General features: G+C 33.6%; 17 protein-coding genes. 4 read left to right on the top strand and 13 right to left on the bottom strand.

Features of this window, described 5'->3' with window-relative positions; all coding sequences use genetic code 11:
- Positions 1-277 precede the first annotated feature (277 nt).
- The gene (locus Q5N74_RS13130; protein ID WP_304389327.1) at positions 278-1,222 is read right to left on the bottom strand and encodes a T9SS type A sorting domain-containing protein; all 945 of its coding nucleotides are present in this window, start codon (positions 1,220-1,222) and stop codon (positions 278-280) included.
- Positions 1,223-1,263: 41 nt separating this feature from the next.
- Between Q5N74_RS13130 and Q5N74_RS13125 the strand changes: the two genes are divergently transcribed.
- Positions 1,264-1,386, top strand: a complete 123-nt coding sequence (locus tag Q5N74_RS13125) for a hypothetical protein (protein ID WP_304389326.1) — start codon at positions 1,264-1,266, stop codon at positions 1,384-1,386.
- 25 nt (positions 1,387-1,411) lie between these two features.
- On the opposite strand, the gene galE is transcribed toward Q5N74_RS13125, so the two are convergent.
- From galE to Q5N74_RS13065, 12 genes are all read right to left on the bottom strand, one after another.
- Positions 1,412-2,431 carry a UDP-glucose 4-epimerase GalE gene (gene galE / locus Q5N74_RS13120; protein ID WP_304389324.1) on the bottom strand — a complete coding sequence of 340 codons (1,020 nt, stop codon included), beginning with the start codon at positions 2,429-2,431 and terminating at the stop codon, positions 1,412-1,414.
- Between the two features lie 14 nt (positions 2,432-2,445).
- Positions 2,446-3,465, bottom strand: coding sequence for a UDP-glucose--hexose-1-phosphate uridylyltransferase (locus tag Q5N74_RS13115; RefSeq protein ID WP_304389322.1), 1,020 nt, complete (start codon positions 3,463-3,465; stop codon positions 2,446-2,448).
- A 13-nt stretch (positions 3,466-3,478) separates the two neighbouring features.
- Positions 3,479-4,627: a galactokinase gene (gene galK, locus Q5N74_RS13110; protein WP_304389320.1), complete on the bottom strand. Its 1,149-nt coding sequence runs from the start codon at positions 4,625-4,627 to the stop codon at positions 3,479-3,481.
- Positions 4,628-4,724: 97 nt separating this feature from the next.
- Positions 4,725-7,709, bottom strand: coding sequence for a sulfatase-like hydrolase/transferase (locus Q5N74_RS13105; protein ID WP_304389319.1), 2,985 nt, complete (start codon positions 7,707-7,709; stop codon positions 4,725-4,727).
- A gap of 26 nt (positions 7,710-7,735) precedes the next feature.
- Entirely contained in the window at positions 7,736-8,965 is a 1,230-nt protein-coding gene (locus Q5N74_RS13100) for a family 16 glycosylhydrolase (protein ID WP_304389317.1), read from the bottom strand.
- A 219-nt stretch (positions 8,966-9,184) separates the two neighbouring features.
- Entirely contained in the window at positions 9,185-10,594 is a 1,410-nt protein-coding gene (locus Q5N74_RS13095) for a sulfatase-like hydrolase/transferase (protein WP_304389315.1), read from the bottom strand.
- A 340-nt stretch (positions 10,595-10,934) separates the two neighbouring features.
- Positions 10,935-12,068: a hypothetical protein gene (locus Q5N74_RS13090; protein WP_304389313.1), complete on the bottom strand. Its 1,134-nt coding sequence runs from the start codon at positions 12,066-12,068 to the stop codon at positions 10,935-10,937.
- The gene (locus Q5N74_RS13085; RefSeq protein WP_304389312.1) at positions 12,061-13,986 is read right to left on the bottom strand and encodes an FAD-dependent oxidoreductase; all 1,926 of its coding nucleotides are present in this window, start codon (positions 13,984-13,986) and stop codon (positions 12,061-12,063) included. The genes Q5N74_RS13090 and Q5N74_RS13085 overlap by 8 nt, the downstream gene beginning before the upstream one ends.
- A gap of 30 nt (positions 13,987-14,016) precedes the next feature.
- Positions 14,017-15,669, bottom strand: a complete 1,653-nt coding sequence (locus Q5N74_RS13080; protein ID WP_304389311.1) for a sulfatase — start codon at positions 15,667-15,669, stop codon at positions 14,017-14,019.
- 2 nt (positions 15,670-15,671) lie between these two features.
- On the bottom strand, positions 15,672-18,074 hold the full coding sequence (locus Q5N74_RS13075) for a hypothetical protein (protein WP_304389310.1): 2,403 nt from the start codon (positions 18,072-18,074) through the stop codon (positions 15,672-15,674).
- 20 nt (positions 18,075-18,094) lie between these two features.
- Positions 18,095-19,963, bottom strand: a complete 1,869-nt coding sequence (locus Q5N74_RS13070; RefSeq protein WP_304389309.1) for a CRTAC1 family protein — start codon at positions 19,961-19,963, stop codon at positions 18,095-18,097.
- 10 nt (positions 19,964-19,973) lie between these two features.
- The gene (locus Q5N74_RS13065; RefSeq protein WP_304389308.1) at positions 19,974-21,434 is read right to left on the bottom strand and encodes a hypothetical protein; all 1,461 of its coding nucleotides are present in this window, start codon (positions 21,432-21,434) and stop codon (positions 19,974-19,976) included.
- A 250-nt stretch (positions 21,435-21,684) separates the two neighbouring features.
- Here Q5N74_RS13065 and Q5N74_RS13060 point away from each other — a divergent pair, with 250 nt between their 5' ends.
- The 3 genes from Q5N74_RS13060 (at position 21,685) to Q5N74_RS13050 (ending at position 25,938) form a co-directional block, all read left to right on the top strand.
- Positions 21,685-23,304, top strand: coding sequence for a sulfatase (locus Q5N74_RS13060; RefSeq protein WP_304389305.1), 1,620 nt, complete (start codon positions 21,685-21,687; stop codon positions 23,302-23,304).
- A gap of 94 nt (positions 23,305-23,398) precedes the next feature.
- Positions 23,399-24,349: an SMP-30/gluconolactonase/LRE family protein gene (locus tag Q5N74_RS13055; protein WP_304389304.1), complete on the top strand. Its 951-nt coding sequence runs from the start codon at positions 23,399-23,401 to the stop codon at positions 24,347-24,349.
- 146 nt (positions 24,350-24,495) lie between these two features.
- Positions 24,496-25,938 (top strand): hypothetical protein, encoded by a 1,443-nt coding sequence (locus tag Q5N74_RS13050; protein WP_304389303.1) that lies wholly within the window; start codon positions 24,496-24,498, stop codon positions 25,936-25,938.
- The last annotated feature ends 34 nt before the right edge of the window (positions 25,939-25,972 follow it).

The following is a 25,972-nucleotide window of genomic DNA, read 5'->3' as shown; positions in this document are numbered from 1 at the left end:
AAAAAAAGTAGCGCTTTTATATAATTTAAGCTTAAAAATTATACTCTTAAAAGGTTCTCTATTCATAATCTAATTTAAATAATAATTTCAAAAGATTAATAGGATTACTTTTTTATCTAAAATTAGCAATATACTTCGCAAAACCAAGAGAATTAATGATTCTATTAATTATTTTTCACTAAATGTTCGTAATCAACAAAACCACAAACGTCACCCTGTCCCAATGGTTATCGGAAAAGGGTGACAAAAATATTATGTTGTTTTACTGCTGTTCGAATTATATTTTAAGAACTTTTTCGATAGACACATTATCATCTGCCCTCACCTTTAATATGTACATACCTTGCGATAAGTTAGATACATCTATTCTTGGTTTATTGGTATTTGTTCCTTTCACGGTTTTAATTGATTTTCCAGTCATTGTCAAAATTTCTATTTCCAATTTGTTTATTGGCTTATTGAAATTAAAATTGAAATAATCTGAAGTTGGATTTGGAAAAATACTAAGTTCCGATTTTAAAATATCTCCAATACTTAAAGTTCCTACCGAACCTATCTCTCCGGCAACATTATTTGCTGTTTTATTAAAAGGCCATAAGTTATAATTGGTAGTTTCAGAAGTTGTCCAATTTGCAGCATCATTAATACTGGCTCTTAATTGAATAGGCGTTCCTGAAAGTGCGCCAGTATAAACTCCATTATTCTTGTCTTCATTTTCAATTAAACCATTGGTAGCATCAATTGTATATCCAACTAACGCTGTTGGAATTGCGGAAAATGAATTTCCTCCACCTATTCCCCACCCTGTTGCATTAGTATTTAAACCAGTAATCCATCCAGCATCTGTTCCTAATGTAAGTTCAGCAAATGGTTCTGGCGCTTGATACATTAATACGGTATCCCCTGCCGGCGAAAGATCAAAATCTGAATCGTCATCGGCTCCACCATCATCTTTACCCAATATATTATGTACAGTTGAGCCAACAACTATTTCATTATCACTAGTTACTTGTTTTACTTGACCATCGGAGTCAAATTTCAAAATAGTCCCAGTTGCAAAAGCTACTCCTGCAGTCCAAGTCCAAACATCATCAATACTAAAATTTCCTGTCCAGCCATCTTGAGAACCCATCCATGATCTATTAGAAAATGATATTTTAGTAGTGGCACTTATATCTTTCAACAACATAAAAGTGGAGTTGCTACCTTTGAGTGGAGACATTTATAGAGCAGATTTAAATTATAATTTTAAATTTGACAACTATGAAACATAGAGTATTTGATGACGAGTTCAAAAGGATGGCCGTAGAGCTTTCTAGATTGAAAGGTTCCGTAAAAAATGCCGCTGATCACCTTATAAAAAATGAATTAATGACTTCTAAATAATGATTGCTTTTTTAATTAGAAAAAACTAATTAAGTCCTTTCTCCCATTTCCAAGCAGATATTAATGCATCCTTTAGACTTAATTTAGCTTTCCAACCTAATACCTTATTAGCCTTTGTAGTATCAGCATACGCGGCAATCACATCACCCGCCCTTCTATCTATAATTTTATAATTAAGTTTTTGGTTCGAAACCTCCTCAAAGGTTTTAATAACCTCCAAAACAGATGAGCCTGTGCCTGTTCCTATATTAAATACTTCATAATTATCTGTGTTATCACCATCAATAAGTCGTTTTAATGCGGCGACATGTGCCTTTGCTAAATCGACTACATGAATATAATCCCTTATGCAAGTACCATCTTTGGTTGGGTAATCATCACCAAAAACAAACAATTGTTCTCTTAAACCTTTGCCTGTTTGAGTGATAAATGGCACCAAATTTTGAGGCGTTCCTATTGGTAATTCTCCTATTTTTGCTGATTCATGTGCTCCAATTGGATTAAAGTACCTAAGTGCAATTGCCTTTAAATTCTCTGAAACTTTACAAGTGTCCCTTATAATTTCTTCACCAATTTGCTTCGTATTTCCATAAGGAGATTCTGCAGCTTTTATTGGAGCAGACTCTGTTATTGGCAATGAATCTGCTTGACCATAAACCGTACAAGACGAACTGAAAATAAAATTAGAAGTTTCTTTGTTCAGTAATTCCTGTAAAATATAGATTAATGTGTTCAAATTATTTTCATAATATAACAAAGGCAGATTTACACTTTCTCCAACCGCTTTTGATGCTGCAAAATGAATCACACCAATTATATCTTGATCTTTTTTAAAGAAATCTATTACTGCAGTTTTATCTCTTAAATCTAGCTTTTCAAAAATAGGTTGCTTTTTGGTTATAGCTGTAATGCCCTTTAATACATCTATTGATGAATTTGAAAGGTTATCGATAATAACTACTTCAAAACCTTCATTTTGGAGTTCTACAACTACGTGCGATCCTATAAACCCTAAACCTCCTGTTACTAATATTTTATTTGACATTTTTGTACTTCATTTTAAGTTAATTCCTTCAATCTTTGTGTTGCAATTTCAGCCGTAATATCTCGCTGTGGCGAACCAAACATTTCGTAACCAACCATGAATTTTTTAACCGTTGCGCTTCGTAAAAGCGGTGGATAAAAACTCATATGCCAATGCCAATGAGAATTATCTTCATTATTAGTTGGTGCTTGATGAATACCACTTGAATATGGAAATGAGGTATTAAATAAAGCATCATATGCTTTGGTTAATACGGAAATAGCTTCGGCAAATAGACTTGCTTCTTCCCCATTCATACAAAGAATATCTTTTTGATGCTTTTTTGGGACAATCATCGCTTCAAATGGCCAAACAGCCCAAAAAGGAATTAAAACTACAAAACTGTCATTTTCGAAAATAATACGTTCTTGTTTTTCTAATTCCTGTTGAAGGTAATCTCCTAATAAACTCGTTTTGTTTTTGTTAAAATAAACTTGCTGGTGCTTATCTTTTTTATCTACTTCGTTTGGTAGGGTAGACTGACTCCAAATTTGACCATGTGGATGCGGGTTGCTACAACCCATCACAGCTCCTTTGTTTTCAAATATTTGAACGTAATTGATGCCTTCGTTTTTACCTATGTTTTCATATTCGTATTGCCAAGTTTCAACCACTTTTTGAATGCTTTCAATAGCCATATCTGCCAAACTTTTGGAGTGGTCTGGACTGAAACATATCACTTTACAGATACCTGTTTCGCTTTGCGCTTGTAATAAACCATCGTTTATTTTAAAAGTTTTGGAATCTTTCTGAAGTGCTGCAAAATCGTTAGTAAATACGAACGCATTTTTATAATCGGGGTTTATTTCACCGTTAATTCTCGTGTTTCCTGCACATAAATAACAAGTTGGGTCGTGTGCAGGTCTAATTTCATTTGAAGTGGCTTCATTTTGTCCCTGCCAAGGTCGTTTAGCACGATGTGGTGATACTAAAACCCATTCGCCAGTTAAAATATTATACCTTTTATGTGAAAAATCTTGTAAATCCGTATTCATTTTTATCGTTAGTTTATTTTATTAAATGGGTACCTTCGGAAAGTTTTACGGAATAAATAGAACATACTTTAACGAATTTTTCATTATATACCCTTAAAATATGGGTTTTGAAGTTTTCAGATTCGTTTTTTGCAATTAAATTTATGGTGCAACCACCAAAACCACCACCCATCATTCTTGCGCCTAAAACATGGCCGTTTAATTTGGCTTGTTCAACTAAAAAATCCAATTCATCACAACTTACTTTATATTGATTTTGCAAACCTTCGTGTGATGCATAAATTAATTTTCCAAGTGTTTCTAAATCGCCAGCTTCCATAGCTTTTGATGCTTTTACTGCACGTTCATTTTCCTGAATAACATACAAGGCTTTTTGATAGTTTTCAGGTGATACTTGGTCTTTAATAGTTTCTAAATCAAATTCCGTAGCATCACGGAGTGCCGTCACTTTTAATAATTCTGAAATTGATTCGCAAACCGAACGTCGGTCGTTATAAGCACTGTCCGATAAATTATGTTTTACATTGGTGTTTATTAAAATGAGTTCATGATCTTTAAAATCAATTTTATAAGGTTTAGATTTTACAGTTCTGCAATCTAATAATAGTGCATGGTTTTCAATGCCAAACATGCTAGCATATTGATCCATAATTCCGCATTTTACACCCACATAATTGTGTTCTGCTTTTTGTGAAATTAGAATCATTTCTTCTTTTGAAAGTCGTAAATTAAAAAGTTCGTTAAGTCCGAACACCACACTATTTTCCAAAGCTGCCGAAGATGACATACCTGCGCCTCCTGGTATATCGCCACCAAAAGCGATGTTGAAATTGCCGATGGTTTTACTTCTGTTTTTGAGTTCTGAAACAACTCCTAATACATAATTTGCCCAACTACCTTCTGCCGATGGTTTTAATGTATATAATGAAAAAGAAATTTCTTCATTTTTATCAACCGCATAAACTTTCGATTCAGAAGCTTCACTTTTTTGTATTCCGGCAACAATGCCTTTATTAACGGCCGCTGGAAACACAAAACCGTCATTATAATCGGTATGCTCACCTATAATGTTAATTCTCCCTGGAGAAAAAATCAGTAATGGGTCGCTTTTAAATCGTTCTTTAAAACTTGTTCTTATTTTGTTTAATAGTGTTGTGTTCATGTTATGCGAAGTATTTATATGTTTTAATGAAGTTTATAAAACTTCAAAAAAAACAAGATTCTCAATTTGCAAATAATAAACTTCTTTAGTTATTTTTTTAAATTTTTAAAACTTTTTCTATACATACATGATTATCTGCTTTCACTCTTAAAAGATACATACCTTGAGCTAAATCGGATACTTTTATTCTTGGTTTTTCAGTATTTGTTCCTTTTACTGTTTTGATGGTTTTACCAGACATTGATAGGATTTCTATCTCCAATTTATTTACGGGTTTATCAAAATTTATATTAAAATAATCTGAAGTTGGATTTGGAAAAATACTTAATTCCGCTTTTAAAATATCTGCAATAGCTAAAGTTCCTACAGAGCCTATATCACCTGAAATACCACTTGATGTTTCATTAAAACTCCATAAATTATAATTATCATCTTCTGAAGTTGTCCAATTAGCACCATTATTAATGCTTCCTCTTAATTGAGAGGGAGAGCCCGATAAAGCAGCATTATAAATACCATTATCCATGTCTGCATTCACACCATTTGTGGCATCAATAGTAAAACCTATTAATGCCGTGGGAATAGCAGAAAAGGAATTCCCGCCTCCATCGCCCCAAAGCGTAGAATTAGTATTTAACCCCGTTATCCAACCTAAATCTGTTCCCGATGTAAGTTCTGAAAAAGGTTCAGGAGCTTGATATATTAATACAGTATCTCCAGCAGGTGAAAGATCGAAATCGGAATCATCATCTGTACCACCATCGTCTTTGCCCAAAATATTATGAACTGTAGATCCAACAATAATCTCTACATCATTTTTTATTTGTTTTACTAAACCATCTGAATCTAATTTTAAGATAGTTCCACTTAAAAAAGGCTCTCCCGCTGTCCAAGTCCAAACATCATCTATACTGTAACTTCCCGTCCAACCATCTTGAGAACCCATCCAAGATCTGTTCGAAAATGACATTTTTGTAGTGGCACTTATGTCTTTTAACAACATAAAAGCAATAGCACCTTTATTTCCTGATTCTGCTTTAAAACCAACAATAGCAATATCTCCCGCTGTTAAAGATGTGGGAACAATAACATCAAAAACATTGATATTTACAGGGGTTACGTTCACCGATCCAAAGTTTGTTGATTGTAAAGTAATGGTTACTGCTTCACTAATTTCATTTATACCATCTGTTGTGGCTTGTATGGTTATTTCAGAATAATTTGTACCATTTAAAATAGTAATTGAACCAGACAGAGCGGTATAATCTGTGCCATTTGTAGCATCTCCACTTACTGAATAAATAATTGTAATATCTTGAGATGCTAAAACGCCATCTGGTAAACTTACTTTGAATTTACCATCTGTTATTCCTTCAACGGCATCTGTAATTCCTGTGATGCTTATTTTGTTTAATTCACTGTCTAATAACAATTCTGAACTTTCAAAAAGTAGATCATAAGCTGGTAATGTTCCATCATCCCACAATGCTGAATGTGGATGCCCATTTCCACCATCATCATTATCATACCAAGCTGGTTTTACATCCTTAAAATCTTTTGCCCAAGCAACTGCATAATCTAAAAGGTTTTGAATAATTGTTTCGGCATTAGGTTCTGAAGCTCTAACATCTGAGGTTTCCCCAGGATCGTTAATTATATTATATAGTTTCCAATTACCGCTACCACCAGTTTTAACAATTTTCCATGGATAGGACATAATCGCACCATTTTGAAACCCATTTTGTGGTCTCACAATATAAATAGGTTCTCCATTAGGTCTTAATTCTTCACCAGTAATAAGCTTATCCATAAAGTCTTTTCCATCAATAATTTTATTAGGAGGAACAGTGGCTCCAGCTAAATTAACCAATGTTGGGTATAAATCTAATGCGCTAATTTGGTAATCGTAATTGGTTTTGGTTGAAATTTTATCTGGCCAATGCACAAACATTGGTACTTTGTGACCGCCTTCTAAAACGCTTCCTTTTAAAGCATCAAGCGGATAATTTACTGCACCTTTACTGTATGTATAACCGCCATTATCACTTAAAAATATAATAACCGTGTTATTATACACATTGATATCCTTTTTCATTTCTGTAACCAGTCTGCCAATGTTTTTATCTAAATTAGACACCATTGTTGCATACGTAATACGATCTTGAACAAACTCTTCAATTTTTTGTGGTTGCTCTTCCAAAGGCCATTTAGTTACTTGATTCGATTCTGTAATGTAGGTACTATTACGAACTAAGTCCTCAAAATTTGGATTATCAATTTTAAACTGAGCAATTTCAGATGCTATGGCTTCCAATGGTGTATGCGGTGCATTATAAGCCAAATACATAAAAAATGGATCTGTTTGATTTTTATTATTGTTGAAATAATTGATCGCATCATCTGTGAGAATATCTGTTAAATAATCTTCATTCTCTGCATCGCTAAATTCAGATTCAGCTACATAATTTCTATTTCTTTGTAATGGATCTTGATATTCGTTGGTTACAGGGTTGGCACTACCAAGTCTTCTGTAAAACGCATCTTCATAACCGTTTTCAAAATAGCCCTTTCCTCCTCCTAAAAATCCAAAGAAATAATCGAAACCTCTATCTAAGGGTTGATAAGAACCTTCAGCAAATCCTAAATGCCATTTACCGAATGCTGCCGTATTATAACCACTATCTTGAAGTAAATTTGAAAAAAAAGTTTCATTGGTTGGAATTCCTAAGGTAGAGGTAATATCGTTAGGTAAATTATATTGTGCTCCTATTCTATGAGGATACATGCCTGTTAACAAAGCGGCTCTACTAGGGCCACAAAAGGGATGTGCAACATGGGCATTTCCAAGAATAATACTGTTGTTAGCTAATTGATCAATATTTGGCGTAGGTATTACTCCCAAATCTGTTGGAAAACTGGCACTTCTATTAAAACCTACATCGCCATAACCCAAATCGTCGGCTAAAATAACAATAATATTAGGTCTTGTTCCTTGGGTTTGACCAATAACTTGAGTTACTGGAACCATACAAAGCGCCACTAATAAATACGTTTGTAGTTTTTTAGATATCATATACTTCATTTAAAATTGTTTTGTAGTTATAAGTTTTAGTTGATAATAAGTTTTTTTGTTTCTATGATGTCTCCAGATTTTATCACAACGACGTAAAATCCTGATCGTAAATTGGAAACAGACACTTTAAAAGGCTCCATTGTTTTAACAACATTAATTAATTCTACACCAGCAACATTATATATTAAAATTTGACAATCACGTGGCGTGGATATATACAAATCTTCAAATTTGTTGCTGTCAAAAGGATTCGGAAAGATTTTAGTGTTATTTAAACTTGAATATTTATCATCTAAACTTAATGTTCCCTTTTGCCACACTCTTAAGTATTCAATTTCAAAATCCACAACCCCATCATCTTTTTTTTCTGCTGGACTGTTTAATTCTAAATCGGCTAAACTTGTTGGCACACCATGCCATGGAAAAGTTTCTTGATCAAACCATAGTTTTATTGGCTTGGTCACTACATAATTTTCATTCGCTCCATTACCACCATTATTATTTGCAACATCGTTATAGGCATTAATAACTGTTCTGGGTACATCTCTAAATAAAATACCATCAATATAAATTTTAACACCATCAATACTCCAATCAAAACCATAAGTATGAAACGCATCGGCTACGCGAAATCCTAAATCATGGCTTTCAGTGTATGTGGTTCTACCATTACCTGCAGAACTCCAATCGTGTATAGACCACCAAAGTTCTTTATCCTTCCATAACTTATTCGTTTGTCTATGGTCGCCAAAAAATTCGAAAAAATCAAATTCTGTATTATTGCCTGTGGCCCAAAAAGAACTGGTTACTTCGGCATCAGCAGCTTTACATTTAACTTCCAAATAGCCATAAACGAATTCATTTTTAGCAATAACAGCGGCAGTTGTAATATTTTCATAAGGATCGCCAACAGCGTCAACAGAAGGCGAAAATGCGTAACTAGGCTCCCATCGGGTTTCTAATTTAAGTTTTCCATCTTCTAATCGAACATTGTTTGTTGAAAACTGAGAAGGTGCTCGTCCTTTAAAATTGGATTGGAAAACACCATTTCTTCCTTGAATAAGCCATTTGTTTTCATTTAAAACTGAAGCATCAAACTCATCACTTATAATAGTGTTTATTGTCCAATTCCCACTATTCGTTGGGTCTGACATCGGATATACTTGCGCCTTGGACACTTGGATAAATAACGCAAAAAACCCTACAATGAAATAGAGATTTTTTGCGGAATTAAATTTTGTAAATTGTAGGGTAATTTTATGCATACACTTTTTTTGTAAAGATAAAATGCATGCTTCTAAAATGACCTTGAAGATTTACCCATGAATTATTGATTTTTACCCTTTTAAAACGAAATATCCCTTAACCTCCTCAAATAATTACAAATAAATTTATTACAAAACAAAAAAACACCAGTAGTAAACAAAGCTGTTCGCTACTGGTGTTTATATTATTACAATTAATTCGTTTTTACTTTAAATGAACTAATTTGAAATTTTAAATGTATTTATAAACTCACCCATTTTCTTTTCTTTCCAAATTTCTCTTAAACTTTCTGGGTCAAACCATCTTGGTTCTGTGTGTTTTTTACTCCACATTTGAGCACCTAATACCATGGATTTTAATTGCTCTGGATTTTGTTTACTTAAGTCTGTTGTTTCACCCATATCTTTATTAATATTATAAAGCTTCCATGGGCTATTATATGCTTTCGTAGCTTTCCATTCATCTTCTCTAACACCAACATCAGAAAAACCATTACGATGGCGCATAGCAAATATCATTTCTCCTTTGCGTGGGTTTTCCCCTTTAACTAAATCATTCAAAATATTTTTACCATCAAGTTGTTTGTCTTGAGGAATTTTAGCATTTGCAATACTGGCAAATGTTGGATAGAAATCTAAGGCTGTAACCGGGTAATCAAACTTTTTACCAGCAGGAATTTTGTTTGGCCAATGAAAGAACATAGGCACACGGAAACCACCTTCATAAGTGTCTCCTTTTACACCTTTAAGAGGATAATTATTTGCTCCTTGGTCAGTTCTTCCTCCATTATCACTTAAAAAAACGATTAACGTATTGTCATATTGATTTGTCGCTTTTAATGCTGCAACTAATTCCCCAACACCTCTATCTACAGCGTACACCATTGCAGCATAAGTGCGTCTTGCTTTATCTTTAATATGATCAAATTTCTGCATATCATCTTCTTTAGCTTCCAAAGGTGTGTGTGGTGCGTTGTATGCTAAATACAAAAAAAATGGTTTATCATTTTTTGAAGAATCAGATACAAAACGAACTGCATCATCTGAAAGTTCATCTGTTAAATATTCATCTTCCTCAACCTCAACACCATTGCGTTGTAATGGTGTTAAGTATTCCCAAATATGTTTGTTTCCCGCAGCTTTTTGCTGGTTATATTTTGTAACATAATCTTCGGGAAAATAGTTATGTCCGCCTCCAAGAAAACCATAAAAATCATCGAATCCTCTATCTTTTGGTTCATATCCTTCAACCGCCCCTAAATGCCATTTTCCAATCACACCTGTACGATAACCCGATTCTTGTAGTACTGAACTTAAAAATTTTTCACTTAATGGAATTCCCTCTCCAACGCTTTCCTCACTATTAGCAGGTAAATTAAATTGAGACCCAAATTCATGTGGATATCTACCCGTTAATAAAGCAGCTCTACTTGGTCCGCAAAATGAATGTGCTACATAAGCAGATGTACAAATAGTGCCTCCGTTTGCCAATTTATCAATTTCAGGAGTGATGATATCTTTTGATCCATTAAAACCTACATCGGCATAGCCCATATCGTCCGTCATAACAACAATAATATTAGGTCTTGAAGTTTGGGCATCACTTGATTTTACTGATTGACTTTTCACGCCTGAACAACATGCAAACAGCAATACTATTGACAAAATCAAACAATTATTGATACTTTTATTAATCATGGTTCTTAAATTATATTTGAATTGAAATATTTTCAAAAATTAATACGGAAACGAAATTACATATTAAACCCTTCCTTTTTGATTTCATTTTTATCATAAACAGAATCAGAATTACCTTTTTTATTTAGTAAAAATCACTCTTTTCTAGCAGGCATTTCACGATTGGGATCCTTCCCAAATTTTTTTTCAATATGGTTGCCATAAACAAAACAACCTAAAACTAAAATTAAAATAATTACTAAAAAACTTATCATATTGTTAAACGCTAAGGTTACAATTTGTCTTTATTTTTTATATAAAACGCCTCTACTTTTTGCTGTTGCAGTGTATCCAAATTTTCATTAATTAGAAACCAATAAGTTCGACGTGCTATTAAAAAATTCGCGTCCAATAATGGAATTGTACAATCTATTACTTTAGTTGAGTTTGCATTTCTACTTTGCATCAATTCTAAAAACACCATCACTTCTTGAAATGATTTTAAATTAGGTATCTGAACACAAAATAAATCTAAATACGCTTTTGATATTTCAAACGGACTAGCATGAAGCGATTTTATAGCTGCAATTTTTTGTTCCTGCCCTCCTCTTTCGAAAATATTTTTCACTACTGAAAAGTATATACTTTTGGGAGCTGTTTCAATATATTTAAAAGAGGCTCTTAATAAATTCGCATCCTTAAAAACACGATTTAAAACAGCATTTGTAAAGTCTTCTCCATAAACTTTTCGTTTGGTTAATTCATTTAGTGCTAATAAATAATAATCCTTATTTTTTTCATTCAGAAAATCTAAAAGTTGTTCATTAGATACAGTTTCTGTTGTATTCTTTTTTATAAGAGCAACCATATTTCCATTTGCCCAATGCCACAAGGTATAACAGGTTAATGCTGCTCCGGCTACCGTGTCATTTTCATTAAGTTCCAAGGCCGTAGCGCCAGAAACCGCATCAACGTCTTCAAAATCTGTTTCATCAACAACGGTTAAAACCTCATCCAATTTCACCTCTTTAAATGGCGAATTTTTATTGGAAAGAATAGATTGAAGTTTCACATAATCTTCGGACTCAAACAAATCGGCTTCATATTTTTCGAGGGTGGCTCCTTCTTTTAGCTTATAGTTTTGATATTCGCCAATATTATTCCAAAAAATTCGAACAGGAATAACCTTGCAAACCTGCTCTAAACAAATCACGGATTTCACATCCATATAATATTGAATAGGAAGGCTGTCTTTATTTTGAATTTCTATGAGAACGACTTCCATAGGTTCTTTTTCCCCTGGATGGTTAACATAAAATGTGTGCTGAATTTTAATATCGTAATTATTGGAAACATCACTGCCACTTTGGAAAAATATCCAAAAAGGAAATGTTAAAATAATGACAATATTCAGTTTACTAAGCATAACAACGTATCTCGAATAATTTCACATGTTCGGCACCATAAGTTTCTGTCATTTTTACCCTAATGGCCGTAACATTCATGCTATCAAACTTAAATTTTATCAAACGTGTACGGTTTTCTTTAATATCTCCAATATTTTGCCAAACACCATTTACACGCCCTTCCAAACTTAAAGATTTCAACATTTCAGGGGGAATAGCATTACCATAAAGATCGTCATTTCTACTATCTTTACGCATCATGATGTTCCGCTTTACATTGGTATCGCACTTTATCTCTACTGATGAAAGTGCTATTGGCAATTCCCATTCCAATTGAAGTTCGGCAGATAATCCATCAGATTGCCAATGGTTAATTGCACCATCTATATCTCTTGATATACCATTAGTTAAGTTTTTAGCATCACCAGATAGTGTTGTTGAACCAAAAATTAAATTAGCTTTTCTTGCTAAATCATTTGGGTCATTAGCTGGACGTTTTGGGATAAAAACGTCATCTCTCATTATTTGTTCTTGAAGTTCATTAATATGTTTTTGAGCTACTTCTCTAGGCAATATATTTTTCTTATTACAAATAGTTGCCGCTGTTCCTACAGCTTGCCCCATTAAGGCACAAGTTGCCATAATTCTTGAAGATGAGAGTGCAATATGTGTTTGACTTACATTTCGACCAGCAAACATTAAATTAGATACATTTTTAGAGTACAAAGCTCTAAAAGGAAACTGATATACTTCATCAAAATGATGATGAAAATAACTTGGTGGCTCTGAAATATTTTCGATTCCTCCCGGATTATGTTCGTCTAAAGACCAACCACCAAAAGCGATGGCATCTTCAAACTGCTTATATTCAGTCATGTCTTTTTCAGAAACAATATAATCGCCAATAAATCTTCGGGATTCTCTTCTTCCAGGTAATGAGCCTACCCAATCTAGTGCTAAATTTTCAGCTTCAGGGAATTTTCCTGAGTTTTTAATATAATCCCAAACTCCATGTAAATAACCCATTAATTTATGCCTATTCACCTCAAAATCAGCTATAATATCTCCTTCACTACCTACTTCAATCCACCAAATACCTTCATGATAACCTGCAAATTTTCGTTTTAGACTTGCGCCTTCGTGAGTGTATTTTATAACATAAGATGGTGGACTATATTTTATAGGCCGACCCATGTCTTTTGAAGACATCAAAAGTGTAGCTCCCATTTGCCACCCATCTGGCTCATCTGGGGCGTAGGTTTCATTAAACTCTGCTTTTCCTTCTCTTCCCGTTCTATATTCAGCGCCTGAAGTTGCTGCTAATAATCCATCACCTGAGCAATCAATAAATATATGCGCATTAATAGTATAAAGAATTTCAGTTGTAGCTTGCCAACACAAGGCAGATTTTATTATATCACCTTTCATTTCAGCATCTACAGCTTGAGTATTTAACATCAAGGTTAAATTGGGCTCTCTTACTACAAAATCATACAATACATGGTCGAAAATAGGAAAAGATTCTTGTTCATTTTCAAAACGATTATGCAAAAGCATTTCTTCTATAATACCAGTTTCACGTTCTGCTTCGCCATTATTAAGTTGATTTACACCATTTAAGTGTACACGCATTTCACTTGATGCGTTACCTCCTAACACTGGTCTATCTTGCACTAAAACGGTTTTAGAACCATTACGAGCTGCGGCAACGGCTGCACAAATTCCAGCTGCACCACCACCTATAACAGCAACATCATAACCAATTGTTTTTTTTCTAGAAGGCATACCCGTCTTTCCTGTACCAAGATGATACCATTTATCTAATTTCCTATCGTAAACGACATCCTGAGTACTTGCACAAGAACTGGCAACTAATGGAATGACACCAGCAGCTATCGCCGCTGTTGTTCCTTTTTTAAAAAAATCTCGTCTTTGCATGTCTTAAAAAGTTTAATAGTGTTTTATTACTTAGTTGGTTATTTCGTGTTTGCTTTTTGGCAGATTACCTTTCCATCCTTTAACAAACTGAATCATTAATTTGGTAACCAAATCTGGGTTTTTATCTGCAATATTTACCGTTTCCAATGGATCCTTTCTATGGTCATACAATTCGATGAAAATCGGTTCCTTTTCAAGATGTGCTCTGTCTTTCCAAACTATAAAACGATATTGTTCGGTACGCATCGCATAACCCATCAACGTGTTTTCGAACATGTCGCGATTCCATTTTTCTTTTTGCTGTTCAATAATTCGACCTTCAACTTCTTCAATAAGAGGTCCGAAATAGGTTTCTCTCATGGCAGGTCGTAAAGGATAAGCACCCCATTCACGCAAAGCCGGTGTTGGAAATTGACTAAATGCAGCCGTTTTCCAAGTTTTGTTTGGGTCTTTAATTAATTCTTTAAAGCTATATCCTTCAACAGTTTTTGGTATTTGTAAACCTGCTATATCACATAAAGTAGGATATATATCTACCAATTCCACTAAAGCATCTGTTTTTTTTCCACGAGTTTCTTTTGGCATATTGGGTGTCAAAATCATCATTGGTACTCGTGTAGCAATTTCGTAATTGGTGGCTTTTCCCCAAATGCCCATATCTCCTAAATGCCAACCATGGTCACTCCAAACCACAATAATAGTATTTTCTCGAAGTCCAGCTTCATCTAAAGCTTCAATCATTCTTCCAATTTGTGCATCTACATAACTCACACAAGCTAAATAGGCATGTTTTAATGTTTTGGCAAGTTCCAAATCAATAGACCCTACCTTTGGAATACCATCACGTACACGCAATTCGAAAGAAGGATGTAAGCCCATTTGAGCACCGTGATATGGCATGGTATCTTGTGCAGTTATATTAATTTTATCTCGGTCATATAAATCCCAATACTTTTTTGGAGCTGTCCAGTTTAAATGCGGCTTATTAAAGCCTAGTCCCAAGAAAAAAGGTTTATCTCCATTTGCCGCCATCTCTTTCATGGTCTCAATGGCCAATTCTGTATTGTAGCCATCTATATAACCATTGTCTGGAACATCGGCACCTTCGTATGCTGGACCACTGGCTAAACCAAATTTTGCGACGTCACCATATTTTTCAATCATTAACTTTCGTTGTCGCTCCGTGGCTTCAATATTTTCTTGTAACGCAAATCCACCGGGTTCTTTTACACCTTTAACTGTCATGCTATCTACAGCAGGTTTTCTGCTCCAAGACAATTCATCATCTAAATCGCCATGGTGGAATATTTTACCTGTATAGACAGTTTCATAACCATTTTCTTTAAACATTTGCGGCAAGGTTACCACATCGGGATTGGCTTCCCTAAATTTGATGTAATTATGGAAAACGCCGCTGGTTTCAGGACGAATTCCTGTTAACAAACTTGCCCTTGAAGGACCACAAATAGCTTGTTGACAATAGGCTTTATTAAATAATAAACCTTCACTAGCTAACTTGTCTAGATTCGGACTTATTGCAATATCAGACCCATAACAACCTAATTCCGGACGTAAATCGTCAATAGTTATAAAAAGGATGTTCGGTTTTTTCTTTTGCAAAACTTGCTGTTCTTTACAAGAAAAAAGAGCGATGATTATTAGTAAGCAAATAACTCGATTCATACTTATTTTATTTCTAGTAACAACACTTCTTCTGATGCTAAGTTAAAATCAGAATCAACAGAATTGGATGTTATTAAATTTTTAATAGTTACTGGTGCTCCTGATTTTAAAGACAATTTAATCTTAGTGGCATCGTTGCCTACATTAAGTAAATTAAGCAAGTAAGTACCATTTTCTTGCTTAACAACTCTCGAAATTGTTGTTTTGAAGTCCTTGCCGTTATCAGATTCAATAATCACTTCAGGCATCTGACCTGCTACTTCAGCTAGTGCTATCTTTTTTATTTTTGAAATATCTGCATCTTCTAAAACTATAAGTTTGCCTTTACCTGAGGTTAATTTCTTATTTCTTTTTTGCCCATATTCGTTCATTGATAAGCTTTCAGAAGAATCAAGAATTACTTTACCTCCATTATTCAAATAAGACTGCAACGCATTAAATTCAGCATTGGTTACATATTTTGTATTATAAACAACCACAGTATTCCAAATACTATTATCTTGTTTTTCAATGATATTTTTAGTAACGAAACCTAACGGCAAGCCTTCAAAAAACAAGGACTCATATAGCTTTCCTGTTTTCGTCATATAATTGGATGTATTAATGGCAGAGGTTTCAGAATAGAATAATCGTAACGGACGAGGTTGTTCGCGAAGCTTTACTATTTCTTCAGAAAAGGTATTTAAGTCATACATAACCTGAGTCACTTCGTTAGCTATATGAGGTTGCATGTTGTTTGAACCAGCATAAGCACCACCTAAACCTGGATCAAAGAAATTAAGTTCACCTTCCAATCTATCTTCTGGAGAACCATCGGGATCTCTTGCCCAAAACCATCCCATATTGGCATCCATACCCATTAAGGTTGATAACCAATAAACATTACGAACGTAACTAGTGCGTGCGTCCATATCTCTCCACATACCTGATGAAAGAAAGTGAGATTCAGAATTTACATTGATTTTATTTGGACCAACAGACTCTAAAAAATCTTGTAAAATAGCCATCCCATCCCACTTGTAGGCGTATTGCTCAACCCAATCAGACTTTATCTGCGGTCTAATACTTGGGCCACCTAAAGCTTTGGCATCATGACCAATCATAGTAGTTAATTCAGTAAGGGCTTCAAAGTCCATCCCATGAGAACGTGAATCCTCATAAAATGTACGTGGGAATAATTTAATATGAGTATCTGCTTCAGGGTTTACGGCATGTAATTCATCTTGATTAAATTTGAACCAATTTGTAACTCTATCCATATTATAACGGTTCCAATCAAACCAGATAGGTTTACCTTGTAATGCCGTATCTATTGGGATTTCTATATTCACATTATTGAAACTAGTAAATGAAGTGTTCCAATTTGAATTTAGCGTTTTAATATTACCGTTGTATTTATTTTTCAACCATGACTTGAAATTATTAAGAGTGTATGATGATATCCCATTCATCTCTTTATACTTGTAAGTCCAGTGATCTTTTTCTGAAAACCAGTGTGGCTCGTTAGCAAAAATATATCCTAGTTCCGTCACTTTTTTACCTTTTGTCAATTCTCCCGTGCGACGGATAATTTTACCCCACAGGTCTCTTGCCAATGGGTTATCAATATCAAAACCAGTAAACAAGGAACGTCCTTTTCTTATTTCTGGCTCTTTGGCTTCAACCCACTCTGGAATACCCATAGACCAATAAATTAGGAACCCTATATTGGTATCTGGAATACCCGTAAGTTCCTTCATAAGTTCCTCATCAAAGGTTCCATCTTCTTTTAATAAAAAAGAGTTAATGGCACGGTCATGGTCCACTGGATATAGGTTCTCACCACCATGATAAATGGCCCCTAAGTGATCATTATAAACAGATTTATTAGTTAAAGGTTGTCCTACCGTTTTTGAAAAGTAATCATATGGAAAAGAAGGTTTACCATTGCTTACAAACATGTTATCTCCAGCTTTAGTATTTTGCCAATCTACTTTGTTCACAGGACGACGTGTAGTTTCGCCACTAAGCTCCTTATTTAATGCTTCTATACCTTTATCCAATATTTGAATTACTTTTTTACGTTCAAAATCAGGCAATTCTTCGGCCATTTGATCTTTTTTATCAGCATAATAGCGCTCATATCCAAACAACTTTGCAACAGCATCTTTATTGGACTCATCCCAATTGGCAAATTTTAAAAATTCCTTTGAAAACCATAGTACCGTCTCTTCTCTAGTGACATCAATAGATTTTGACCGAGCCTCTTCCATTAAAGACTCAAGATTGCTTATTTTTCGCAATGCCTCTTCTTCCAGAGTTACAGGTTCATTTTTACAACCTATAAATGAGAATGCCGCAATTAATAGGAGACCTAAAAAGAATTTCGATACTAATGATTTTTGATTACTTTTTTTAGTTTTCATCTTTATTATTTAGTTGTTTATTAAAATATCAAAAATTTACCTGCTTGATATATTTTGTTAATTCCTGTTAATGTTAAACTTTGATTTTCTCCATTACTCCAAGTGACTACAGCTTCTTCAACTTGGTCACATTCACCTAGCCCAACGTGTATATACGTATTAAAACTATGTGAATATGGTGAAGACGAAGCGCCTACAATACGTTTATATGTACCATTACAAGCTCTAATTAATAGTGATGCTCCCACAGCGGTCGCTTTTCCTGATGGCGAATTACCTATATTTACTTGTAAGTAATTATTTTTAGAGATCGTGTTATTTGTGAACAAATGCCATCTACCTCTTTCGTTGGCATAAATTATATCTAGATCGCCGTCTTTATCATAATCAAAAGCATCAGCGCCCATTCCTGTGGCACCTAATTCATTTCTAATGATTCCATGATTTTCTGAACCTACAAATTTCTTTCCTTTATCATTACGATATAAAAATTGGTCAATTTCACTTGCGGAATGTCCATAACGTACCACAAAAATATCGTCCCATCCATCATTATTAAAATCACCAATTGCGGAACTCGTGGTTTGCTCAGAAATATTGATTCCATATTTAATACTAACATCTACGAAAACACCATTTCTATTTTCTAACAATTTTGCAGGCATATCCTCAAGTATAACAACCTTTGGCTTTTCTATAACATTATGTATTACTGCAGAGTTTGCAGCATCTGTATCGCCTTCAATACGCCAATAACCATCACCTAAATACCCTATGTATATTCCTTTTTTTGATTTGTCTGTTGGCCACCCTTTTGCTTCTTCTTGAGTTAGGGTAAAATCATGCTGTCCGTGCTTATCTTCTTTACGTTCGAACAATTTTTTATTAGCACCAATAAAAACATCAAAATGCGGAAATGCCATTTGAAGGTTTTCTAATTTGAAATCGCCTTTTATTTTTAGATTGTCATACAGAAAAGGTTTGTTTCTTTCGAAAAAGTAGAAGGTTTTAGTGTTTTCATCGTAATCACTTTCTGAATCAAAGGGTTCTTTAGAGCGCGTTAAAAACAAGTCTAAATCACCATCGTTATCAAAATCAATTTCAGAAATACTATTTACATTCTCAGTATTTGAGATGTCACCTAAAACTAGTTCAGATACATCTTCAAAATCGTTCACACCATTTCCTTTAAGAGCTAATATTTTTTTGCCTCCATAAAACAAGATATCTGTAATATCGTCATTATTAAAATCCGTTAATAAAGTACGCATATTAAAAGCATCAGCAGTTGGTAGGTATTTGTTAAACTCAAATTGCAAGTCTTTATTTGCTTCATACAAAAAGTGCGCATGATTTAGCTTGGTTCCACCTGGAAATGAGGACGTCACTAAATCCATCACGCCATCTTTATTCATGTCAACAAATTTAACGGCTCTACCTCTGCTGCCTTCAAAATGTGAAAAAGCTTCACCGCCTTGTATCGTTCTATCTAAATTAACCTGAAACGACAGCGTTTTACTTGGCTTCGCGCCATTTCCACCTCCTGGTTGCACCAAAATATCAATAAGTCCATTTTGATTATAATCCCCAACAGCTAAACCATGAGTATCTCCCAAAATAAATGGCTTACCATTAATATAAGTACCTTTGTTATTCCAGAATATTTCGACTCTTCGAGCATGATCGGTGAGAAGTAAATCTAAATAACCATCTTGGTCCAAATCTGCAATTACTGCGTTGTCAAATTTTCTGCGCGAACGGGCTTCAAGAGGTATTATTTTTGAATTTGCTTCACTAAATTTAATTTGATTTTGAAGCTCAATGATATGGTTTTCTTGGGCGTTTATTAAACTTGAAAACAAAACGATGGTAAGGATGAGATATCTCATTTATAAAAAATTATATTTTATTTGAATTGTAAGTGTCTAATAGATATATATTATCGGCTGTGTCCTTAATACAGAGCTCCAATGTTTGGAAGCTTGAATCTATTTTTATGGTCATTTTAAAAGAAAAAGCTTCTAACGGGTTTACTTTACCCAAATCAATGATTTGGGTAACTTCTCCAGATTCATTTTTCACATGAAGGATTGCCTTGCCTTCAATAAAAACCCCATATTCCCCACTCAACGATTTAGTTTTATTATTAAAATTCATATGCTTGGTGATGATTCCAGTTTTGTTAACATCAAGTATTGGCAATGAATTTATTTTAGCAGCCCCTTGGATTTCATTATAATCGAAATACTCATTAGCTTTTAATTTGTAAATAGGTGTTTTAATTTCGGTTTCCAAATATCCTGTTTCCAAACCGCTGTTATAAATTTCAGCATTAACACCATATTCATAATTTATCGTTTTGTCATAAGGCTCAAAAATCTTTACAAATGCGGTTTGTTCGAGTTTATTCACATAACAAATCCACGATTTTGATGCTATCATTCGAAACCCTGCCATTAAATTATAATCGTAATGCAACTCAAAAATACCAGGTGCTACCTCGCCTTTCCAATTGGTGCCAGTGTTAAAATATTTTTCTAAATGCTCTTGATTATTCTTATCAATTGGAAACCGATTTTTATTAATAAAATTCCAGCGGTTTTGTGGGGTTGTTGTAATTTCAAACTGTTCCCCATCAGGGAGTTTAAGATTTTCATTAAAAGGAATATATGCTAAAAAATTTTCGCCATCCTCTAAATCGGGGTTGCTTCTTGAAGGATGCTGACTTGTGATTTTAAGACCTCTTTCAATCGTATTTAAACCTTTATTCTGAAGTGTGTGTTTTATAAAAGCCAAACTTTTACCATCTTCAATATGGAGACTGCGCTTATATTGAAGTTGCTCCTCAATTTTATTTACACTACTAAATGATTTTGATTGATAATCATAAACCGGAACTGGCAAATTTTGAATACCTGAAGTTACATTGATGGTTTGTTGGCCTTCATTATTTGTTGAAATTTCTACATAATAAGGACTATCTCCTATGGTAGCAGGAGGTGGCCAGCGCCTTGTTTTTTCGCCATTATCGTTTATTGCACAATTATCAACGGGTATTGGCACCAACCTATACCCACCAAAATTACGCCACTCATCTTGCTTAACTTCATCATTCGGCAAATAAGATTTTCCTAAAAGCTTCGGGTTTATCCACAGAGAAGAAACGTTGCCTAAATTAAATTCTAAAATCCTTCCCGCGGCATCTGGAACTACCGCAATACTTATAAATTTATTTTTGGTAACATGAACATTATCCCATCCCCAATTATTATAATTATTAATAATGGACACTTCTGGATTTGATTGGGCAAAAACACCAAAATTTATAATAATAAGAAAGCAAGTGTAAATAATTTTCATTTGGTTATAATGTGTTTTTTACCCGTTTGCTAAGTAAAAACATAAAACCACTTCCCGTTAATTGAAATTTACCCACTATTAATGCAATTTTACCCATTACCCCAATCTTTCATTAAACGAAACCAATTATGGGTAAAATATCTTTAACAAAAGATAATATTAAAGAAGTTTTTTTTAAATAAATATTGGTAATTTGAATATTTTAATCTTAATTAAATCCGGAACAAAGAATTATTCAAACTTTTATATAATGAAAAACATCCATATAATTTTTCTTTTCACTTTTACATTTATTCTTTCATTCAATGGTTTTTCACAAAAGAAAAAACAACCGAATATTTTGTTTATCGCTATTGATGATTTAAGAGGCGAATTAGGTTCTTATGGTTCAGAAATAGTAAAATCACCTAATATAGATAAGCTTTCTAGCTCGGGTGTACAATTTAATCGTGCCTATTGCCAACAAGCTATTTGCGGACCATCTAGAGCCAGTATCATGACAGGAGCTCGACCAGAAACCATTAATGTTATTGATTTGTTTCAAGATTTTAGAGAAAACCGACCTAGTATTATAACCATTCCTCAACACTTAAAGAACAATGGTTATGAAACAGTTTATACGGGAAAAGTGTTTCATGGTCAATACACAGACGAAGAAATGTCGTGGAGTAGAAAAGCTGTAAAAGTGAAAGTAGGTCCAAACGTACCAGAAACTGATGGTGGTTACGCACTTCCTGAAAACCAATTGATGTACTTAAAAAACAAAATTGCATTAGAAGAAAAATACGGTGAAAAAGTAATCCGTGAAAATTGGCTGGCCAAAGGTCCTGAAACCGAATGTGCCGATGTGCCAGACGAAACTTATGAAGACGGCTACAACACTTTATCTGCAATAGCCACACTTAATGAAATGGTTAAAAGCGATAAACCTTGGTTTCTCGGATTGGGACTATTAAAGCCTCATTTAGACTGGATTGCTCCTAAAAAATATTGGGATATGTATGAAGAATCAAGTATCCCTATTGCTACCCAAGTAAATCCTCCAAAAGATGGTGCGTCTATGGGTTTGTCAGAATCTTTAGAAGTTCGTGTGGGTGCCGATATGCCAAAAACAGCCGAATTCTCGCCAGAACTGCAAAGAAAACTGCGTCATGGCTACTATGCCTGTGTTAGTTATATTGATGCTCAAATAGGTAAAATGGTTCAAGCTTTGAAGGATTCTGGTCAATATGATAACACCATTATTGTATTATGGTCCGACCACGGATTTAACTTAGGCGAAATGGGCTATTGGGGAAAAGCAACTAATTATGAAATGGCTACCCGCGTACCATTTATTATCGTAGCACCTGGAGTAACCGATAAAGTAAAAGGGCAACAATCGGATGCCTTGGTGGAACTCGTTGATGTATTTCCAACTTTATGCGATTTAACGGGCTTAAAACAACCTGAACATTTAGAAGGAAACAGTTTGGTTTCAATACTTAAAAAGCCAAGTTTACAATCAAGTAAACCTGCATTTAGTGTTTTCCCCACACCTGCATTGCGCGAATGGGCGGCACGACCTTTTACTCCACCTTTTAGAAACTCGTTTTTTATGCCTTTAATTGAAAAAATTGAAGCCAAAATAGAAGCGCAAATGGGTGATAAATGGAATCGTAAAACCTTCGAGAAGTTTGTGATGGGTTATGCCATGCGTACTGATAAATACCGCATTATTATTTGGAAAGACAGACGATTTCCTGATGACACACCACTTTTTGTTGAGCTTTTTGATCATGCCAACGACCCTAACGAAACGGTTAATATTGCGGCACAAAACCCTAAAACTGTAAATGAACTGATTGCTTTATTTAATAAAACATATTAGAAAAACAAATCGCCATTAAAAATCCAAAGCCTCAATAATAACAAGCTTTGGATTTTTTGTTTAGTCGAAAACGAACCAAAATAAAATCCAGATTATGACATTAAATAAATTGATAAAACCGAGTTTTATAGCTACAATTCTTTTGTGCACTGCTTTTGAATCAACATTGAATGCCCAAGATAAAAACACCACTCTCCCACAAGAAATTGTGTTTCATGCACCCGGACAAAACCCCGAAGGCATCACCTTTAATGCTACCAATAATACTTTTTATTTAAGTGCCATTAACCAAAATCCTTCTATCATATCAGTGGATTTTGATGGCAATGTTAAAACATTTTCAAACGATAAAAATGATACATCAAGAGCTAGTTTTGGCTTAAAGACCGATATAAAAAATAACCGATTAATTGCTTGCATTAACGGGCCGAAAATTGGAAACCTAAATATTTACAATCTTAATAGCGGCGATTTGGAACACATTATCAATCTTTCATCCTTACTTCCTGAAAAGGAAAATTATCAAATAAATGATTTGATTGTGGATAGCAACAACACTATTTATGTTACTGGCAGATTGGAAGATGCTATTTATAAAATTAACAAAGATTTGAATCCCAGCGTGTTTTTTCAAAAGGATGGATACACGAAACCAAATGGTATTGTTTATCATCCTGACGGGTTTTTATTAGTTTCATACAGCCATCAAAATTCTAGTTTAGTAAAAATCCCCATTAATAACCCTGAAGCTGCAGAAATAGTGCTTATTGAAAATTTTGATTTTAAAGGTTTTGATGGCATGCTTTTAAATGAAAAAGGTCGTTTGGTTGGTGTTACATTTTCACCTGATGCCGATGGAAATCATGCGGTAATAGAACTAAAAAGTGATGATAACTGGAAAACTTCCAGTGTTTCAAATTCTAAAACAACAAAAAAGAGCACCACAATTACTCAAATAAAACCCAATGTTTACTACGTTATAAATCAAGATTGGAAAGATAGAAATGCAGAAAACTGGACTTTAGAAAAGGTTGCGTTTGATTAAAATCATTATCCCGTAAAGTAAAAACACCTGTTTCGAAACCTCAGTTTTTTAAAATATTCTGTAAGAAAAAATAATTATATTTACGGGATATGAGTGATAAAAGTTATTATATAACGAGTTGTGAACAAGATTAAGAAACATTCGAATTGAAAGAGAAACTTCAGAAAAATATAGAAAATGAAATTCAAAAAATTAGTAGTTTTCTTCTATCCGAAACCTTTTTAATTAAGCACAATGAAAAGTTCCCATTAAACAATAGTGAGATTACTTTAACAAAGGTTCAAGAAAATATTGATTTTGATTTAAAATTAAAAACATCACAAAACCCAAATGAAGTTACATTTAAAAAATTGGGTTTTAATGCGGATTTCAAACTCATTTCGGATAAAAATATATTTCTGATTCCAGCACGAAGTGCAAATAGATTAGTCGGAAAAAGTTTTGTTCCAACCAATAATTTAAAGGGAGAGTTTGGAACAATATATTCTGAAAAATTTCCAATAAAATCAAATTCTATATTTCGCTCAATACTTAATATTGGAAAGGAAAGTTTAACAACAATTTTTCTAGGGCAAGAATATTCTTGTGGAGAAACTCATTATGCTTTGGGATTAATTGTATTAGAAGTAGACAATCTAATTTTTCACGTTTATAGACATCGACAAAAAGATTATAACTTATTAGTTATCGAATGCTTAAATAAAACGGATTTAGAAACTTTTAAAAACATTAGCGAATTAATTTTAAAATCAATTGGGTTTTTAACTGGTAATTGGCATCAAAATGAGCATTTCATATTCTCTTATAACTCTTCAAATTTTGAGAACACAGAAACACTTTATTACGAATCATTAGGAGATTCAATCATTTCTAATCAAGAAATTATAAATCCTAGCCAATTTAGAACGTTTATGGAAACGGATTTGGAAAAACGACCTTTATTAACACCTTTATTATTCCCTGAAAAGACGTTATCCAAACTTGTAAGCGACCTAAAAGAAAAACCTGAACTAGAGCGAACAGTTGAGCTACTAATCGAAGGAAATGGAATAAGTTCACCTTTAATTAGATGTTCAAATTTCCACGTAGCTCTAGAAACAATTGTTGGATTAATTAATTCAGAAAATAAAAAATTCTTTGAACCTATAAAGAGTACTGAAAACCTAGAAATTTTAAAAGAAGAACTACAAACAATAATCTCATCGAAAAAAGAAAAATTTAGCGAAATAGAATTTGAATCACTAGTTAAAAAAATCACTTATATAAATACACCTTTCAATAAAGACAAATTTCTATTGGCTTATGACTTCTTTAAAATAGAATTACCTGAAAATTTAAAAAAACTATTAAACAATAGAAATAAATTTTTACACGGAAAAACACCATACAAAGAAGGAACACTAAAAACTAAAATGAAAGAACTGAATTTAGAAGCTGATAGAATTCATATGCTAGTTTCAATTCTTCTTTTAAAACACTCTAATTATAAAGGACATATAAAAAATCAAGCAGCTTATCGATTAGAGACAAAAAGATATTACGAAGAACCTGATTTCGAAATAAATGAAAGTGTATTTTACAGAATATAAATCCAGTGCACAACATTCGTATAAATCAAATAGA

It is taken from the genome of Mariniflexile sp. AS56 (genome assembly GCF_030552475.1).
Lineage (GTDB): Bacteria > Bacteroidota > Bacteroidia > Flavobacteriales > Flavobacteriaceae > Mariniflexile.
This window is presented reverse-complemented; position numbering and strand designations above follow the sequence as displayed.

What these genes read in the sequence shown, in the direction of transcription:
- Q5N74_RS13130 (WP_304389327.1), bottom strand. Translation starts at nt 1,222, where the DNA reads ATGTCTCCACTCAAAGGTAGCAACTCCACTTTTATGTTGTTGAAAGAT.
- Q5N74_RS13065 (WP_304389308.1), bottom strand. Translation starts at nt 21,434, where the DNA reads ATGAAAATTATTTACACTTGCTTTCTTATTATTATAAATTTTGGTGTT.
- galK (WP_304389320.1), bottom strand. Translation starts at nt 4,627, where the DNA reads ATGAACACAACACTATTAAACAAAATAAGAACAAGTTTTAAAGAACGA.
- Q5N74_RS13080 (WP_304389311.1), bottom strand. Translation starts at nt 15,669, where the DNA reads ATGAATCGAGTTATTTGCTTACTAATAATCATCGCTCTTTTTTCTTGT.
- galE (WP_304389324.1), bottom strand. Translation starts at nt 2,431, where the DNA reads ATGTCAAATAAAATATTAGTAACAGGAGGTTTAGGGTTTATAGGATCG.
- Q5N74_RS13100 (WP_304389317.1), bottom strand. Translation starts at nt 8,965, where the DNA reads ATGCATAAAATTACCCTACAATTTACAAAATTTAATTCCGCAAAAAAT.
- Q5N74_RS13090 (WP_304389313.1), bottom strand. Translation starts at nt 12,068, where the DNA reads ATGCTTAGTAAACTGAATATTGTCATTATTTTAACATTTCCTTTTTGG.
- Q5N74_RS13070 (WP_304389309.1), bottom strand. Translation starts at nt 19,963, where the DNA reads ATGAGATATCTCATCCTTACCATCGTTTTGTTTTCAAGTTTAATAAAC.
- Q5N74_RS13115 (WP_304389322.1), bottom strand. Translation starts at nt 3,465, where the DNA reads ATGAATACGGATTTACAAGATTTTTCACATAAAAGGTATAATATTTTA.
- Q5N74_RS13075 (WP_304389310.1), bottom strand. Translation starts at nt 18,074, where the DNA reads ATGAAAACTAAAAAAAGTAATCAAAAATCATTAGTATCGAAATTCTTT.
- Q5N74_RS13060 (WP_304389305.1), top strand. Translation starts at nt 21,685, where the DNA reads ATGAAAAACATCCATATAATTTTTCTTTTCACTTTTACATTTATTCTT.
- Q5N74_RS13085 (WP_304389312.1), bottom strand. Translation starts at nt 13,986, where the DNA reads ATGCAAAGACGAGATTTTTTTAAAAAAGGAACAACAGCGGCGATAGCT.
- Q5N74_RS13055 (WP_304389304.1), top strand. Translation starts at nt 23,399, where the DNA reads ATGACATTAAATAAATTGATAAAACCGAGTTTTATAGCTACAATTCTT.
- Q5N74_RS13105 (WP_304389319.1), bottom strand. Translation starts at nt 7,709, where the DNA reads ATGAAGTATATGATATCTAAAAAACTACAAACGTATTTATTAGTGGCG.
- Q5N74_RS13125 (WP_304389326.1), top strand. Translation starts at nt 1,264, where the DNA reads ATGAAACATAGAGTATTTGATGACGAGTTCAAAAGGATGGCCGTAGAG.